The organism is Azospirillum sp. TSH20, from assembly GCF_003115935.1.
Lineage (GTDB): Bacteria > Pseudomonadota > Alphaproteobacteria > Azospirillales > Azospirillaceae > Azospirillum.
The window spans coordinates 13,190-29,061 of sequence record NZ_LGQU01000147.1; the positions used below are offsets into that span (position 1 = coordinate 13,190).

Annotated in this window: 11 protein-coding genes; 5 read left to right on the plus strand and 6 right to left on the minus strand. The window is 68.4% G+C overall.

Going from position 1 to position 15,872, the window contains the following annotated elements:
• Positions 1-15: 15 nt before the first annotated feature.
• The 4 genes from TSH20_RS31385 to TSH20_RS31400 form a co-directional block, all read right to left on the minus strand.
• Positions 16-852, minus strand: coding sequence for an aldo/keto reductase (locus TSH20_RS31385; protein ID WP_109155642.1), 837 nt, complete (start codon positions 850-852; stop codon positions 16-18).
• A 100-nt stretch (positions 853-952) separates the two neighbouring features.
• Entirely contained in the window at positions 953-2,617 is a 1,665-nt protein-coding gene (locus TSH20_RS31390; RefSeq protein WP_109155643.1) for a nitrate ABC transporter ATP-binding protein, read from the minus strand.
• 13 nt (positions 2,618-2,630) lie between these two features.
• Positions 2,631-3,713 carry an ABC transporter permease gene (locus tag TSH20_RS31395; RefSeq protein ID WP_109155644.1) on the minus strand — a complete coding sequence of 361 codons (1,083 nt, stop codon included), beginning with the start codon at positions 3,711-3,713 and terminating at the stop codon, positions 2,631-2,633.
• A gap of 162 nt (positions 3,714-3,875) precedes the next feature.
• Positions 3,876-5,270 (minus strand): CmpA/NrtA family ABC transporter substrate-binding protein, encoded by a 1,395-nt coding sequence (locus tag TSH20_RS31400; protein WP_109155645.1) that lies wholly within the window; start codon positions 5,268-5,270, stop codon positions 3,876-3,878.
• Between the two features lie 808 nt (positions 5,271-6,078).
• Between TSH20_RS31400 and nirB the strand changes: the two genes are divergently transcribed.
• From nirB to cobA, 4 genes are all read left to right on the plus strand, one after another.
• Positions 6,079-8,586, plus strand: coding sequence for a nitrite reductase large subunit NirB (gene nirB / locus TSH20_RS31405; protein WP_199231864.1), 2,508 nt, complete (start codon positions 6,079-6,081; stop codon positions 8,584-8,586).
• Between the two features lie 5 nt (positions 8,587-8,591).
• Positions 8,592-8,969 carry a nitrite reductase small subunit NirD gene (gene nirD / locus TSH20_RS31410; RefSeq protein WP_109155647.1) on the plus strand — a complete coding sequence of 126 codons (378 nt, stop codon included), beginning with the start codon at positions 8,592-8,594 and terminating at the stop codon, positions 8,967-8,969.
• A complete protein-coding gene (locus tag TSH20_RS31415; protein WP_109155648.1) occupies positions 8,962-11,670 on the plus strand; it encodes a nitrate reductase in 2,709 nt (902 codons plus the stop codon). Before nirD ends, TSH20_RS31415 begins: the two co-directional genes overlap by 8 nt.
• Before the next feature lie 166 nt (positions 11,671-11,836).
• Positions 11,837-12,631 carry a uroporphyrinogen-III C-methyltransferase gene (gene cobA / locus TSH20_RS31420; RefSeq protein WP_109155649.1) on the plus strand — a complete coding sequence of 265 codons (795 nt, stop codon included), beginning with the start codon at positions 11,837-11,839 and terminating at the stop codon, positions 12,629-12,631.
• On the opposite strand, the gene TSH20_RS31425 is transcribed toward cobA, so the two are convergent.
• Positions 12,527-13,315 carry an NlpC/P60 family protein gene (locus TSH20_RS31425; RefSeq protein ID WP_109155669.1) on the minus strand — a complete coding sequence of 263 codons (789 nt, stop codon included), beginning with the start codon at positions 13,313-13,315 and terminating at the stop codon, positions 12,527-12,529. The genes cobA and TSH20_RS31425 overlap by 105 nt on opposite strands.
• Before the next feature lie 240 nt (positions 13,316-13,555).
• Here TSH20_RS31425 and TSH20_RS31430 point away from each other — a divergent pair, with 240 nt between their 5' ends.
• Positions 13,556-14,635, plus strand: coding sequence for a saccharopine dehydrogenase C-terminal domain-containing protein (locus TSH20_RS31430; RefSeq protein ID WP_109155650.1), 1,080 nt, complete (start codon positions 13,556-13,558; stop codon positions 14,633-14,635).
• 101 nt (positions 14,636-14,736) lie between these two features.
• Here the strand turns inward: TSH20_RS31430 and TSH20_RS31440 are convergent, their stop codons facing one another.
• The gene (locus TSH20_RS31440) at positions 14,737-15,819 is read right to left on the minus strand and encodes a potassium channel protein (protein WP_109155651.1); all 1,083 of its coding nucleotides are present in this window, start codon (positions 15,817-15,819) and stop codon (positions 14,737-14,739) included.
• Positions 15,820-15,872: the final 53 nt, after the last annotated feature.

Genomic DNA, 15,872 nt, shown 5'->3' on the forward strand with positions numbered 1-15,872 from the left:
GGAGGCCGGCGCTCCTCAAATCATCGCCAACGGCTGCTTGCGCTTTGGCGGCGGGAAGGCCTTGTCGATCTCCGCGATGTCCTCGGCGGTCAGGGTCAGCTTCACGGCCTCGGCGTTCTGGAGCGCGTGCTCCGTCGTTCCCGCCTTGGGAATCGCGATCACGCCCTGCTGCCGCAAAGCCCAGGCAATCGCCACCTGCGCCGGGGTGGCGTCGTGGCGCTTCGCCACTGCCAACAGGGCGGGGGAGCGCAGCAGGCGGCCGCCCTGGCCGATGGGGGAATAGGCCATCAGCGGCATGCGCGCGGTGTGCTGGAAGGGCAGCAGGTCGTACTCGATGCCGCGGTGTTCGGGGTTGTAGAGCACCTGATTGGCGGCGCAGCCCTGCAGGTCGGTGATCTCCGCCAGTTCCTCCAGATCGTCCACGTCGAAGTTCGACACGCCCCAGCGGGCGATCTTGCCGGCCTGGATCAGCGATTGGAACGCCTCCACCGTCTCCTCCAGCGGCACGCCGCCGCGCCAGTGCAGCAGGTAGAGGTCGATGCGGTCGATCCCCAGCCGCTTCAGGCTGCGCTCGCAGGCCTTCACCGTGCCGATGCGGGACGCGTTGCTGGGCAGGACCTTGGTGACGATGAACAGGCGGTCGCGGCGGCCGGCGATGGCCTCGCCCACCAGCTCCTCCGACGCGCCGTCGCCATACATCTCGGCGGTGTCGATCAGGGTCATACCGCGGTCGATGCCGGCCCGCAGCGCGGCGATCTCGGCGGCGCGGTCGCCGCGCCCTTCCGCCATCATCCAGGTGCCCTGGCCGAGAGCGGGGACCTCGGTGCCGTCGGGCAGGGTCACGCGCTTCATCTCCGTCTCTCCCGTCTGTCTTGCCGAAAGACAACAAGCTGGTCCTGCGGGGCCAGCTTGTCGATGGATCTTCGGTGGGCTTTCCGGGGAGTGAAAGCGGTCAGGCCGCCTTTTTCGGCACCCCGGCATGGCCGCCTTCCAGGAAGTTCAGCAGCTCTTCCCGGTAGTCGTAATAGCGAGGATGCTCCAGCAAAGCCTGACGGGTGCGCGGGTGGGGGATGTCCACCGTCAGGATGTGACCGATCTTGGCGTTCGGGCCGTTGGTCATCATCACCACCCGGTCGGCCAGCAGCAGCGCCTCGTCCACGTCGTGGGTGACGCAGACCGCCGTGACCTTGGTGCGCGCCCACACCTCCATCAGCACTTCCTGCAGCTCCCAGCGGGTCAGGCTGTCGAGCATGCCGAAGGGCTCGTCCAGCAGCAGCAGCTTGGGCGACAGGGCGAAGGCGCGGGCGATGCCGACGCGCTGCTTCATGCCGTTGGACAGCTCCGACGCCTTGCGGTCCATGCTGTCGCCCAGCCCGACGCGGGCGAGGTAGTAGCGGGCGATGTCGGCGCGCTCGCCCTTGTTCGCATGGGGAAAGACGCGGTCGACGCCGAGCATGACGTTTTCATAGGCGGTCAGCCAGGGGAACAGGCTGGGGGCCTGGAACACCACGGCGCGGTCGGGGCCGGCGCCGTCCACCTCCTTGCCGTCCAGCACGATGCCGCCGCTGGTCACGTCGGCGAGACCCGCCACCATCGACAGCACGGTGGACTTGCCGCAGCCGGAATGGCCGATCAGCGAGACGAACTCGCCCTTGCGCATCTTCAAATCGAAGCCGTCCACCACGGTCAGCGGACCCTTTGGCGTGGCGAAGGTCTTGGTCAGGCGGGTGAATTCGAGATAGCGGTCCTCCATCCCGCGCCCGCCCATCGCCTCGATATAGGCCTTGGGCGGGGGCGAGGCGGTGATCGGCTTCACATCGGGCAGGACGAGATCGTCGTCACCGCCGGTGCCGCGGGCGACGCCGACCTCCATCAGATAGGCGGTGACCTCGGCGCGCAAGCGCTTGAAATCCTCGTCATGGTTGACGGCGGTGCGGTCGCGGGGACGCGGCAGATCGACGGTGAAGGCGGGGCCGAGCGTGGCGTTCGGGCCTGGGGTCAGCGGGATGATGCGGTCGGCCAGCAGGATCGCCTCGTCCACATCGTTGGTGATGAGGATGACGGTCTTGCGGTCCTTGCGCCAGATCGCCTCGATCTCGTCCTGCAGCTTGGCGCGGGTCAGGGCGTCGAGCGCCGACAGCGGCTCGTCCAGCAGCAGCATCTCCGGGCTCATGGCCAGCGCGCGGGCGAAGCCGACGCGCTGGCGCATGCCGCCCGACAGCTCCTTGGGCCGGCGGTCGGTGGCGTGGCCGAGGCCGACCGTCTCCACCGCCCGGCGGGTCAGCACGCCGCGCTCGGCCGACGGCTTGGCCGTGTGGACGGCGTCGACCGCCAGCGCGACATTCTCCTTCACGCTGAGCCAGGGCATCAGAGAGTAGGACTGGAAGACCAGACCGCGCTCCGGTCCGGGGCCGGTCACCGGCTTGCCGCGATAGAGCACCTCGCCGGCGTCCGGCATCGCCAGACCGGCGATCAGGTTGATCAGCGTCGACTTGCCGGAGCCGGAGAAGCCGACGATGGCGACGAACTCGCCCTCCTCGATCGACAGGTCGATGTTGTGGAGAACGGTGTTGCCGCCGTAGGACTTCGACACGCCCTTCAGGTCCAGGATCGCCATGGCCGAGGTCTCCTTAGCGGGCGGGGCTGTGGCTGACGGCGGACTGCAGCGCCAGCATCACGCGGTCGAGCAGGAAGCCGATCAGGCCGATGGTGAAGACGGCGACCATGATCTTGGCGAGCGAGTTGGAGGAGCCGTTCTGGAACTCGTCCCAGACGAACTTGCCGAGGCCGGGGTTCTGGGCCAGCATTTCCGCCGCGATCAGCACCATCCAGCCCACGCCCAGCGACAGCCGCAGGCCGGTGAAGATGTAGGGCAGGGCCGACGGCAGCACGAGGCGACGGACCATGGTGAAGCCGGAGAGCTGAAGCACCTTGCCGACATTCATCAGGTCGCGGTCGATTGAGGACACGCCGACCGCGGTGTTGATCAGCGTCGGCCACAGCGAGCAGAGCGTGACGGTGATGGCGGAGGTCAGGAAGGACTTCTCGAACAGCGGGTCGTTGCCCGACACGGTGGCGCTGACCACCATGGTGACCAGCGGCAGCCAAGCCAGCGGCGACACCGGCTTGAAGATCTGGATCAGCGGGTTGATCGCGGCGTTGACGGTCGGCGACAGGCCGCTCGCGACACCCAGCGGAACCGCGACCAGGGCGCCGAGCAGGAAGCCGGTGAAGACGGTCTTCAGGCTGGTGACGATCTGGTCGAGGTAGGTCGGCTTGCCGGCATAGGGCAGGGTCTTCACCTCCGCCGCCGGGTTCTTCGCCAGCTTTTCGGCGTTGCGCTTTTCCTGGCGTTCGTAGAAGGCGGCTTCCTTGGCGCGCTCGGCCTTGTGGTCGGCGTAGAGGTTGGTCGCCTGCTCCCACACCTGGGCCGGGCCGGGGATGGCGCCGAGGCTGGTGTGGACCTGCGGCGCGGCCCAGCCCCAGGCGGCGAGGAACAGCAGGATGGCGGTCAGCGGGACGCCCATCTGGCGCCACAGCTCGATGCCCTGCTGGCGCGGGTTCTCGCCGGCGGCAAGCCGCAGCAGCGGCGCCAGCCAGCCCAGCCCGACGGTGGTCAGGACGGCGGCGATGCGGTTGAGGGCGTGGGCGCGCCGCGCCTTGCGCTGGGCGCGGGCGAGGTCGGAGGCGGTGCTGTCGGTCAGGCTGGTCATGGCGGGGTGTCCCTTCGGCAAGGTCCCTTCTCCCCCCTGGGGAGAAGGTTAGGATGAGGGGGTTCGGCGCAGCCGAAGAGATCCTCGAAGCGGATCCCCCTCACCCCGACCCTCTCCCCGGGGGGGAGAGGGGGATTTGGCGGGTGGAAGTGCTGCGGGCGCTCAGCCCCCCACCACCTGACCGCCTTCGACCTTCTGGTCGCCCTTCAGGCCGATGGGCTGCTTGGCGAGGTAGTCGTTGGGCTTGTGGCCGTCATACGGGATGCCGTCGATGAAGCCGTTGTCGACCGGCTTGTAGCCGTCGCTCTTCCACGGGAAGTCGGCTTCCTTCGCCTTGCCTTCCTCGACCAGCAGCTTGGCGGCCTGCAGGTAGATGTCCGGCTTGTAGACGTTGCGCGCGGTCTGGTCGTACCAGCTGTCGGGCTTGGCCTCGGCGATCTGGCCCCAGCGGCGCATCTGGGTCAGGTACCAGACGGCGTCGGAATAGAAGGGGTAGGTCGCGTTGTAGCGGAAGAAGACGTTGAAGTCGGGAACGTCGCGCTTGTCGCCCTTCTCATACTCGAAGGTGCCGGTCATCGAGTTGGCGATGACCTTGGCGTCGGCACCGACATATTCGGACTTGGCCAGGATCTTCACCGCTTCGGCGCGGTTGGCGTTGTTGTTCTCGTCCAGCCATTGGGCGGCACGGATCAGCGCCTTGACGACGGCCAGATGGGTCTTGGGGTTCTTCTTCGCCCAATCGTCGGTGACGCCGAAGACCTTCTCCGGATTGTTCTTCCAGATTTCGGTGTCGGTGATAACGGGGACGCCGATGCCCTTGACCACGGCCTGCTGGTTCCACGGCTCGCCGACGCTGTAGCCGTAGATGGTGCCGGCCTCCAGCGTCGCCGGCATCTGCGGCGGCGGCGTGACGGACAGCAGCGCGTCGGCGCCGATCTGGCCCGACACGTCGGTCGGGCTGTAGAAGCCGGGGCTGATCCCGCCGGCGGCCAGCCAGTAGCGCAGTTCGTAATTGTGGGTCGAGACCGGGAAGACCATGCCCATGTTGAAGGGCTTGCCCTCCGCCTTGTACTGGGCGATCACCGGCTTCAGCGCGTCGGCCTTGATCGGGTGGACCGGCTTGCCGTCGGCACCCTTCGGCACGTTGGCCTTCATCTTCTGCCAGACATCGTTCGACAGCGTGATGCCGTTGCCGTTCAGGTCCATGGAGAAGGCGGTGACGATGTGCGCTTTGGTGCCGAAGCCGATGGTGGCGCCCAGCGGCTGGCCGGCCAGCATGTGGGCGCCGTCCAGTTCGCCGGAAATCACGCGGTCGAGCAGGACCTTCCAGTTCGCCTGCGGCTCCAGCGTGACGGAAAGTCCTTCATCCTCGAAGAAGCCTTTCTCGACGGCGATGGCGAGCGGCGCCATGTCGGTCAGCTTGATGAAGCCGAGTTTCAGCTGCTCCTTCTCCACGTCGAGCGGGGCGGCATAGGCAGAGACGCCTGCGGTCAGGGCGACAACCGCAGCAGCGGATGCGAGAAGCTGGCGGAAGGTGGTGCGGGAGGTATGAGCCACGTCGGTTGCTCCATCTCTGAAATCCGGGCCAGCGGCCGGGTGGGGCGACACCGGTCTCGAACCTTGGCGATTTTCTGGGCAGGTCCCGGACTGGCTGTTTTTCGGGCAGATGGCTCTTGCGCACCTTGGCCGTCGAAAGCGTCCAGCGGGATCGACCGGAAAAGCGTGTCGATACCGGGATCGGCAACACTGCCGGGGGCTGGCCCATCATTGGACGCTTGGGATGCACGCACCGTCGTTGGCGCGTCTCTGGCCTCCCTCTACGCAAGCCTCATGCCAAAGGATGGGTTTTGCCGGAAATCGAGCCGCAGAGGTTGATTTTGCTGGCTATGACCCGGCGGAAGGTATGAAGCACCTGACAGGGCCGCGGTGTGCCTGCCGATTTTTGCGGCGCACACAAGCCCGCATGGTCATCCTTTGTGCAGCACCTATGGATGATCCAAAAACAGGCACCTAGGTCTTGGGTGCGGATCCGGGCAGGACTCCGCGGATTCCCTGGAGTTTTCCTGCGCCGACCTGCTGGCGGGGCGATTGGCACACGGATTGCGAAGGGAGTGGCGAGACAGCAGCGGGTGCCGGCAACGTCGCCGAAACCCGCGACATCGGCCGAAGCCGTGCGACGACGTGCGGAATTGGCTCTGGTTCGACGACGAACCGCCCGGACAACGGCGTCCGAACAGGTCTGCACCCTCCTTCGCGATCCACTCGCGGGGCAGGGAGACGGCCCGTTCGGACGCCTTTCTTTTTGGCCCCGTGCCTGACTTTGCGGCAGGCCGGACACGATTGACGAGGCAGACGCGCCATGGACATGCATCTCTCATCGAACAACGGGCCCGTCGTTGAACTGAACGAGGCCGAACTGCGCAGTGCCGGCCCGGCCAGGGAGCGGCTGGTGGTGGTCGGCAACGGCATGGCCGGCATGAAGACGGTGGAAGAGCTGCTGGCCAAGGCGCCGGGCCGCTTTGACGTCACCGTCTTCGGGGCCGAGCCGCATCCGAACTACAACCGCATCATGCTGTCGCCGGTGCTGGCGGGAGAGAAGACCTTCGACCAGATCGTGCTGAACAGCCGCGAGTGGTACGACGCCAACGGCATCACCCTGCTGACCGGCGAGCCGGTGGAGGGCATCGACCGCGCGGCCAAGACGGTGGTCTCGCAGTCCGGCCGCGTCGTTCCCTATGACAAGCTGCTGATCGCCACCGGGTCGATGCCCTTCATCATCCCGGTGCCGGGATCGACCCTGCCGGGCGTCATCGGCTTCCGCGATCTGGCGGACGTGGACGCCATGCTGGCGGCGGCGGCGAAGGGCGGGCGCGCCGTTGTGATCGGCGGCGGCCTGCTGGGTCTGGAGGCAGCCAACGGCCTGCGGGTCAAGGGCATGGAGGTTACCGTCGTCCACCTGATGCCGACGCTGATGGAGCGCCAGCTCGACCCGTCGGCCGGCATGCTGCTGCAGCGCGAGCTGGAGCGCCGCGGCATCGAGGTGCTGACCGGCGCCGACACGGCAGAGATTGTTGGCGACGAGTGGGTCCGCGCGGTGCGGCTGAAGGACGGTCGCGAGCTGCCGGCCGACATCGTCGTCATGGCGGTGGGCATCCGCCCGAACATGGCGCTGGGCAAGGCGGCCGGTCTGGAGTGCGGGCGCGGCATCCGGGTGGATGACCAGATGCGCACCAGCGATCCGTCGATCTATGCGGTCGGCGAATGCGTCGAGCATCGCGGCGTCACCTGGGGCCTCGTCGCCCCGCTGTTCGAGATGGCGAAGGTGCTGGCCCACGACCTCGCGGGCGGGGAGGGTGCGGCCTACACCGGCTCCGTCACCTCGACCAAGCTGAAGGTCACCGGCGTCGACGTGTTCTCCGCCGGCGATTTCTCGGGCGGGGAGGGGACCGAGGACATCGTGTTCCGCGACGCGGCGCGCGGCGTCTACAAGCGGCTGGTGCTGAAGGACGGCAAGCTGCTGGGCGCCGTGCTGTATGGCGACACCAAGGACGGCGCCTGGTACTTCTCGCTGCTGAAGGACGGCGCCGACGTGTCGGCTGAGCGCGACACCATGATCTTCGGGCAGGGCTTCGGCGGTGCCGATGCGGGCGACCCGAACGCCGCCATCGCAGCATTGCCCGACAGCGCCGAGATTTGCGGCTGCAACGGCGTGTGCAAGGGCACCATCGTCAAGGCGATCACCGAAAAGGGCCTGACCAGCCTGGACGAGGTGAAGGCGCACACCAAGGCCTCGGCCTCCTGCGGCGGCTGCTCCGGCACGGTGGAACGGCTGCTGGCGGTGACGCTGGGCGACGGCTTCACGGCCGCGCCCAAGGTCAAGCCGATGTGCAAATGCACCCACCACACCCATGACGCGGTGCGGGCGGCCATCGTGGAGCACGGGCTGAAGACCATGGCCGAGGTGTTCCAGGCGATGGAATGGACGACGCCCGACGGCTGCGCGTCCTGCCGGCCGGCGCTGAACTACTACCTGCTGTGCGCGTGGCCCGGCGAGTACCGGGACGACTATCAGTCCCGCTACATCAACGAGCGCGCCCACGCCAACATCCAAAAGGACGGCACCTATTCGGTCGTGCCGCGCATGTGGGGCGGCCTGACCAACGCCGCCGAGCTGCGCGCCATCGCCGACGTGGTGGACAAGTTCAACATCCCGACCGTGAAGGTCACCGGCGGCCAGCGCATCGACCTGTTCGGCGTGAAGAAGGAGGATCTGCCGGCGGTCTGGGCCGATCTGAACGCCGCCGGGATGGTGTCCGGCCATGCCTATGCCAAGGGTCTGCGCACGGTGAAGACCTGCGTCGGGTCGGAATGGTGCCGCTTCGGCACGCAGGACTCGACCGGGCTGGGCGTGAAGCTGGAACGCATGACCTGGGGCACCTGGACCCCGCACAAGGTCAAGCTGGCGGTGTCCGGCTGCCCGCGCAACTGCGCCGAGGCGACCATCAAGGATCTGGGCGTCGTCTGCATCGACAGCGGCTATGAACTGCATGTCGGCGGCAACGGCGGCCTGCATGTCCGGGCCTGCGACCTGCTGGTCCGCGTGGCGACCGAGGAGGAGGTGCTGGAGTACACCGGCGCCTTCATGCAGCTGTACCGCGAAGAGGCCCGCTATCTGGAGCGCACCGCGCCGTGGGTGGAGCGGGTCGGTCTGGACCACATCAAGGCGGCGCTGGTCGATGATCCGGAGCGGCGGCGGGCGTTGAACGCGCGTTTCCTGTTCTCGCAGACCTTCTCGCAGGACGACCCCTGGGCGGAGCGCGCCGCCAAGGGCGTCGACCGTCACGAATTCAATCTGCTCGCCGAAGTGGGGTAAGGATCATGGACAGCATCATCATGGAAACCGTCTGGACCCAGGTCGGCAACATCGACGACATCCCGGTGCTGGGCTCGCGCGTCGTCCGCACGCCCGGCGGCGACATCGCCCTGTTCCGCACGGCGGCCGACGAGGTCTTCGCGTTGGAGGATGCCTGCCCGCATAAGCAGGGGCCGCTGTCCCAGGGCATCGTCCATGGCCGCCGCGTCACCTGCCCGCTGCACAACTGGGTGATCGAGCTGGCGACCGGCGAGGCCGTCGCCCCCGACGAGGGCCGCACCGGCCATGTTCCGGTGCGGGTCGAGGGGCGCAGCGTTGCCATCGCGCTCGGCGAGGCCAAGCTGTCTCGCGGCGGCTGCCGCAAGGCCTGCGGCCATGTTTGATGGACCCGATCCTATTGGGGGGCCGTCCTCCGGGCCGAAACGGGAGGTGAAGACCACCTGTCCCTATTGCGGGGTCGGGTGCGGGGTGATCGCGCGGGTGGCGGCCGATGGCGCCGTCACCGTACGCGGCGATGCCGACCATCCGGCGAACCGGGGACGGCTCTGTTCCAAGGGATCGGCGCTGGCCGACACGCTGGTGCCGGAGGGGCGGCTGCTCCAACCGGAGATCGGCGGCCCAGAAAATGGGTATTGCCGGGTGTCGTGGGACGAGGCGCTGGACGAGGTGGCTCGGCGCTTTTCCGACACCATCGCCAAGCATGGGCCGGACTCGGTCGCCTTCTACGTCTCCGGCCAGCTGCTGACCGAGGATTATTACGTCGCCAACAAGCTGATGAAGGGCTTCATCGGCTCGGCGAACATCGACACCAACTCGCGGCTGTGCATGGCCTCGTCGGTGGTCGGGCACAAGCGCGGGCTGGGCGCCGATGCGGTGCCGGGGAGCTACGAGGATTTCGAGTGCACCGATCTGGTGGTGCTGGTGGGGTCGAACCTCGCCTGGTGCCACCCGGTGCTGAACCAGCGGCTGCTGGCGGCGAGGGCGGAGCGCGGCACGCGCATCGTCGTGGTCGATCCGCGGCGGACCGATTGCGTCGATGCCGCCGACCGTCATCTGGCGCTGAACGCCGGCACAGATGCGCTGCTGTTCAACGGGTTGCTGGCCTATTTGGACAGCCGTGGCCATCGCGATGCCGGCTTCGTCGCCGCCCATGCCGAGGGGGTGGAGGAGGCGCTGGCCGCCGCCCGCGCTGATGCGGCCGATATCGAGACGGTGGCCCGCCGTTGCGGGCTGGCCGAGGCAGAGGTCGCCGCCTTCTATGCCGAGTTCGCGGCGACGGAACGGGTGGTGACGGTCTATTCGCAAGGCGTCAACCAGTCGTCCCAAGGCAGCGACACCGTCAACGCCATCCTGAACGTGCATTTCCTGACCGGGCGCATCGGCCGGCCGGGTTGCGGTCCCTTCTCCGTCACCGGGCAGCCGAACGCCATGGGCGGGCGCGAGGTCGGCGGGCTGGCGAACCAGCTGGCGGCGCATATGGGCTTCACGGCGGAGGAGGTGGAGCGGGTCGGCCGTTTCTGGAGCGCGCCGCGCATAGCGGACAAGCCGGGGCTGAAGGCGGTGGATCTGTTCCGCGCCATCGAGGCCGGCTCGGTCAAGGCTGTGTGGATCATGGCGACCAACCCGGCGGTCAGCATGCCCGACGCCGGGCGGGTCCGCCGGGCGCTGGCGAAGTGTGAAACCGTGGTGGTCTCCGACTGCATCCGCGACACCGACACCGGCCGCTTCGCCCATATTCGCCTGCCGGCCAAGGGCTGGAGCGAGAAGGACGGCACCGTCACCAACTCCGACCGCACCATCTCGCGGCAGCGGGCCTTCAAGGATGGCGAGGGGGAGGCGCGGGCCGATTGGTGGATCGTGACGCAGGTCGCGCGGCGGATGGGCTTCGCCGATGCTTTTCCGTATGAGACCGCCGCCGCGGTGTTCCGCGAGCATGCGGCGCTGTCGGATTTCGAGAATGGCGGTTCGCGGGCCTTCGACATCGGGGCGCTGAGCGGACTGGATGATGCCGGTTACGACGCCCTGGCGCCCTTCCCCTGGCCCTGGCGCGCCGGGGGCGAGCCGCAGAAGCGGCTGTTCGGCGACGGCCGATTCTTCACCGCCGACGGGCGGGCGCGGATGCTGGCGGTGACGGCGAAGCCGATGCCGCGTGCGGTGCCGGAAGGCGCTTTGCTGCTGAACACGGGGCGGCTGCGCGACCAGTGGCACACGATGACGCGCACCGGACTGTCGGCGCGGCTGTCGGCCCATGTGCCGGAACCGCGGCTGGACATTCACCCGGCGGATGCGGCGGCGCGGGGCGTGGACGATGGCGGGCTGGCTCGCATCGCCACGGCGGCGGGGGAGGCGCTGGCGCGGGTCCGCGTCACCGATGCCCAAAGCGAAGGCACGATCTTCCTGCCGATGCATTGGACCGACCGCTTCACCGGCGCCTGTGTCATCGGCCGGCTGATCGACGACGAGGCGGTGGACCCGGTCTCCGGCCAGCCGGATCTGAAGCGGATGCCGGCGACGGTGGAGCCCTGGCGGCCGCACTGGACCGCCTTCCTGCTGACCCGCCGGCCGGTTGAGCCTGGGCATGGCGGCTATTGGGCGCGGCGGGCGGTGAGCGGCGGACATCTGGTGGAGATGGCCGGGACGGGGGCGATCCCCGATGTTGCGGCGTGGCTGCCCGGTCTCGACCCGGCCGAGGCGGTGGTGGAGTTCCGTGACCACGCGCGCGGCGGTCTGCGGATGGCCTGGATGGACGGGGACCGGCTGGACGCCTGCCTGTTCGTCGCCGCCGACGGGCGCCTGCCGCCGCGCGGCTGGCTGGCCGGGCTCTTGGAGGCCGACGGTCTGGACGACGGCGCGCGGGCCGGGCTGCTCGCCGGACGGGCACCGGGAGCTGCCGCGGATGAGGGGCGGATCGTTTGCGCCTGCTTCAGCGTCGGCATCAACCGGCTGGCCGGCGCCATCCGCGACCGGCGGCTGACCAGCGTGGCGGAGATCGGTGCGGCGTTGAAGGCCGGGACGAATTGTGGTTCCTGCGTGCCAGAACTCAAGGAGGTGCTTCGTCATGCTCATCAGCGCGAAGTGGCGTGATGGTCTCGCGGCGTTGGTGCGCCTCTTGGTCCCGCGTGTCGCGGGCGCCGGCGGCGGTGCCCCCACCCTGACCCTCCCCCGCTTCGCAGGGGAGGGGATCGGTACTAAGGCGGGAAAGCTGCGGCAGTCCCTCCCCCGCCCAGCGGGGGAGGATAGGTGGGGGCAAGTGGCGCTCGTCGGCGCCGGCCCCGGCGATCCCGACCTGCTGACCGTCGCGGCGGTGAAGGCACTTGCCGCCGCCGAGGTCGTGCTCTACGACGCGCTGGTCGGCGACGGCATCCTCGACCTCGCCAACCCGAAGGCAGAGCGCATCTGCGTCGGCAAACGCTCCGGCCGGCATTCGCTGCCGCAAGGGGAGATCAACGCGCTGATCGCCTTCCATGCCCGGCGCGGCAAGCGGGTGGTGCGGCTGAAGGGCGGCGATCCGATGGTGTTCGGTCGGGCGGGCGAGGAGATCGAGCATCTCGACAGCCTCGGCATTCCGGTTCGCGTGGTCCCCGGCATCACCGCGGCGCTCGGCTGTGCGGCCTCGACGGGGCTGTCGCTGACCCGGCGCGGGGTGTCGCGCGCCGTCACTTTCGTCACCGCCCATGGCCGCGACGGCGAGCGGTTCGAGCCCGACTGGGCACGGTTGGCCGATCCGCAGGGCACGCTGGCGATCTATATGGGACGCGAGCAGGCGCGCGCGGTCGGCCAGGGCCTGACCGGGGCCGGGCTGCCGGCCAACACGCCGGTTCTGGCGGTGGAAAACGGCTGCCGGCCCGACGAGCGCCGCTATTGGACGACGCTCGGCGCCATGGCGGAGCAAGGGGTGGCCGCCGGCAAGGGGCCGACCCTGCTGCTGGTGGGCGAGGCGCTACGCCCGCGTCAGGTCGGGGCGGCGGACGCCCTGGCCGGGACGGCGGACTCCATTGATCTCCGCGCGTTTGGCGACTTCGCTCAGCGGCTCGATCACGACTGACATGGTGAAGACGGTGGCGTGCAGCAGGTTCGCCCCGTCCACCATTAGCCCGACATGGCCGGGGAAGAAGACGATGTCGCCACGCTGATACTCCACGTCGCGGCCATCGTCGGACACCCACGCCCCCAGCCGCTCGTCCTTGCGCTGCATGCCGCTGCTGTGGTGGGAGACCACGCCGGCCGCCGCCATGGCGGTCAGCGCCAGCCCGGAACAATCGATGCCGAAGCTGCTGCGTCCGCCCCAGACATAGGGTGTCTCCAGGAAGCGCAGGGCGGTGGCGAGATGGTCGGTCGCGGGAGGGGCGTCCACCGGCTCCAGCCAGCCCGCGAACAGCCAAAGCCCGTCGTCGGTGCCGACCCAGCCATTCTCGGCCCGGCCGTCCAGCGTCACCAGCGACCCGAAGCTGAGCGTCGCCACCGGCGGCGCCCGGTGCGTCGGGCCGGGATGCAGGTCGGCGCGCAGAGCCCGCACGCGGTGGGTGGGGGCCACCGGCTCCCGATGCGCGGTGCCCGGCGGCAGCCAGCCGACATGGCCGTCGAAGGCGTTCTCCGCCCGCAGCCAGCCGTCGCGCTCCTCCAGAATGCGGAAGCGTTCGCCGCAGATCATCTCGCTGGTCTGAGGGACGCCCTGTTGCGGCTCCTCCAGCAGGACGGCGTGCGGGGCGGTCAGTTGGCGCGTGGTCATGGGTGCGGGCCGGACTTCGTGAAAACCGGCTGCGACCTTAGCGCCGGTGCCGACGCTGCGCGAGGGATAAAGCGCATCCGTCATTTCAACGGAGTATCCGTCATTCCGACGGAAATCTCCCGCCTCACCGGCGCATTGCCCGGTTCAGCTCGGCCACATCCGCCGGCACCTTTTGTGTGCGAGCCAAATCGTCAGCTTGGCTCGCCAACACGGATACGGCTGAACAGAGGAGCGCGAGAGATGGCAACGATGAAGGTTCTGGTTCTGGGGGCCGGCAAGATCGGGTCGATGATCGGCACGCTGCTGTCCGAGACCGACGATTTCGCCGTCACCATCGGTGACCGGGACGAGGCGCTGCTGTACCGCGCCGAGCATGCCGGGTTGCGGGTGATGCGCGTCGATGTGGAGGATCCCGCGTCGCTGCGCGCCGCCATGGAAGGCCAGCATGCGGTGTTGAGCGCCTGCCCCTTCACCCTGACCCCGGCCATCGCCACCGCCGCCGTCGCGGCCGGCGCCCATTACCTGGACCTGACCGAGGATGTCGCCGCCACCCGCAAGGTGAAGTCGCTGGCGGAGACCGCCAACAGCGCGCTGATCCCGCAATGCGGTCTGGCGCCGGGCTTCATTTCCATCGTCGGTCATGACCTCGCCCGCCGCTTCGACGAGCTGCACAACCTGCACCTTAGGGTCGGCGCCCTGCCGCAGTACCCGACCAACGCCCTGAAGTACAATCTGACCTGGAGCACCGACGGGCTCATCAACGAATACTGCAACCCGTGCGAGGCCATCGTCGACGGCCGCCCGCACGAGGTGATGCCGCTGGAGGGCGACGAGCGCTTCGCACTGGACGGCGTCGATTACGAGGCCTTCAACACCTCGGGCGGGCTGGGGTCGCTGTGCGAGACGCTGGCCGGCAAGGTGCGGAACCTCGATTACAAGACCGTGCGCTATCCTGGCCACCGCGACATCGTCCGCCTGCTGATCCGCGACCTGCGGCTGGGCGAGCGGCGCCATCTGCTGAAGGACGTGCTGGAGACGGCGGTGCCGCTGACTCTGCAGGACGTGGTTCTGGTGCTGGCGACCGCCACCGGCGTGCAGGAGGGCGAACTGCGGCAGGAGACCTTCGCCACCAAGATCTACAGCAAGCAGATCGCCGGCCGCACCTGGAGCGCCATCCAGGTCACCACTGCCGCCGGCATCTGCGCCGTGCTGGACCTGCTGCGCGAGGGCTCCATCCCGCAGGCCGGCTTCATCCGCCAGGAACAGGTGCCGCTGGACGCCTTCCTGAACAACCGCTTCGGGCGGCATTACAAGGGCTGAGCGTGTGGGGATGTCCCCCTCTCCCCCCGGGGAGAGGGTCGGGGTGAGGGGGATGCACTGCGTGACCATCCCGAGAATCCTCGCCGCGCGACCCCCTCACCCTAACCCTCTCCCCGGGGGGGAGAGGGGATGTTTCTCTCGCCCGGTGGGCTGATGATCAGCAGCGTGTCCTGCGCCTGGATGATGTAGCGGTTGCGTTCGGTGAAGGGTATGTCGCGGCCGTGGCTGTGGACCTGGACGACCATGCCGGCGGTGACCTCCGCCATGGTCAGGCCGACCTCGTCCGTTTCCGCGCGGCGTTCGCTGAGCACCATCTGGCCGCCGGTCGACATCAGGTCGCAGAGGAAGGGGGTGGCGTGGCGCGTCTCCACCGCATCGGCCATCAGGTAGCCGCCGATCTTCGGCGGCGACACCACCAGATCGGCGCCGCTGAGGTTGGCGAGCTTGATGTTCTCCTCCTGCCTGATGTTCGCCACGATCTTGGTGGCGGCGGACAGGTGGCGCACGGTCAGGATCACCAGGATGGTGGTGTCGTCGCGCCCGGTGCTGACGATCACCGCCTTGGCTTTGCCGACGCAGGCCTTGGTCAGCGTCTCCTCGCTGGTGCCGTCGCCGAGAAGGCCGATGAAGCCGGCGTCGGCGGCCAGCTGGATGCGGTCCTCCGAATCGTCGATGACGACGATGTGGTCGGCGGGATGGCCCTTCGAGACGGTCTCCTGCGCCGCGATGAATCCGCTGTGCCCGAAGCCGCACAGCACGATGTGGCCCTGCAACTGCTTCTGAATGCGGCTCAATCGGAATTCCTCCACGATCCTCTGCACCACCAGCTCGTAGGCGGTGCCGAGAAAGATGAACCAGATGAAGATGCGGATGGGGGTGACGGCGAAGGCGTCGATCAGGCGGGCGGAGTGGCTGACCGGCACGATGTCGCCATAGCCGACGGTGGTCACCGTGATCATGGCGAAATAGAGGATGTCGGGAAAGCTGATGGTGCCGTCGATCTGGTCCTTCAGTCCGTCACGGTCGAACCAGAACACCGCGATGACCAGCGCGATCAGGACCGCGACGATCCCGATGCGCAGCAGCAGGGTCTTTTCCGCCGACAGGCCGGAGCGGACATGGAGCAGCCGCCCCTTCTTCAGGGACGGCTTGCCTCGTCTTCTGTCCTGTATTCGCCGCTCCACCGCGCCCTGTTTCCGCTGTTCGTCCGTTCAGGCCTTCCGCCCGATAGTCTGAA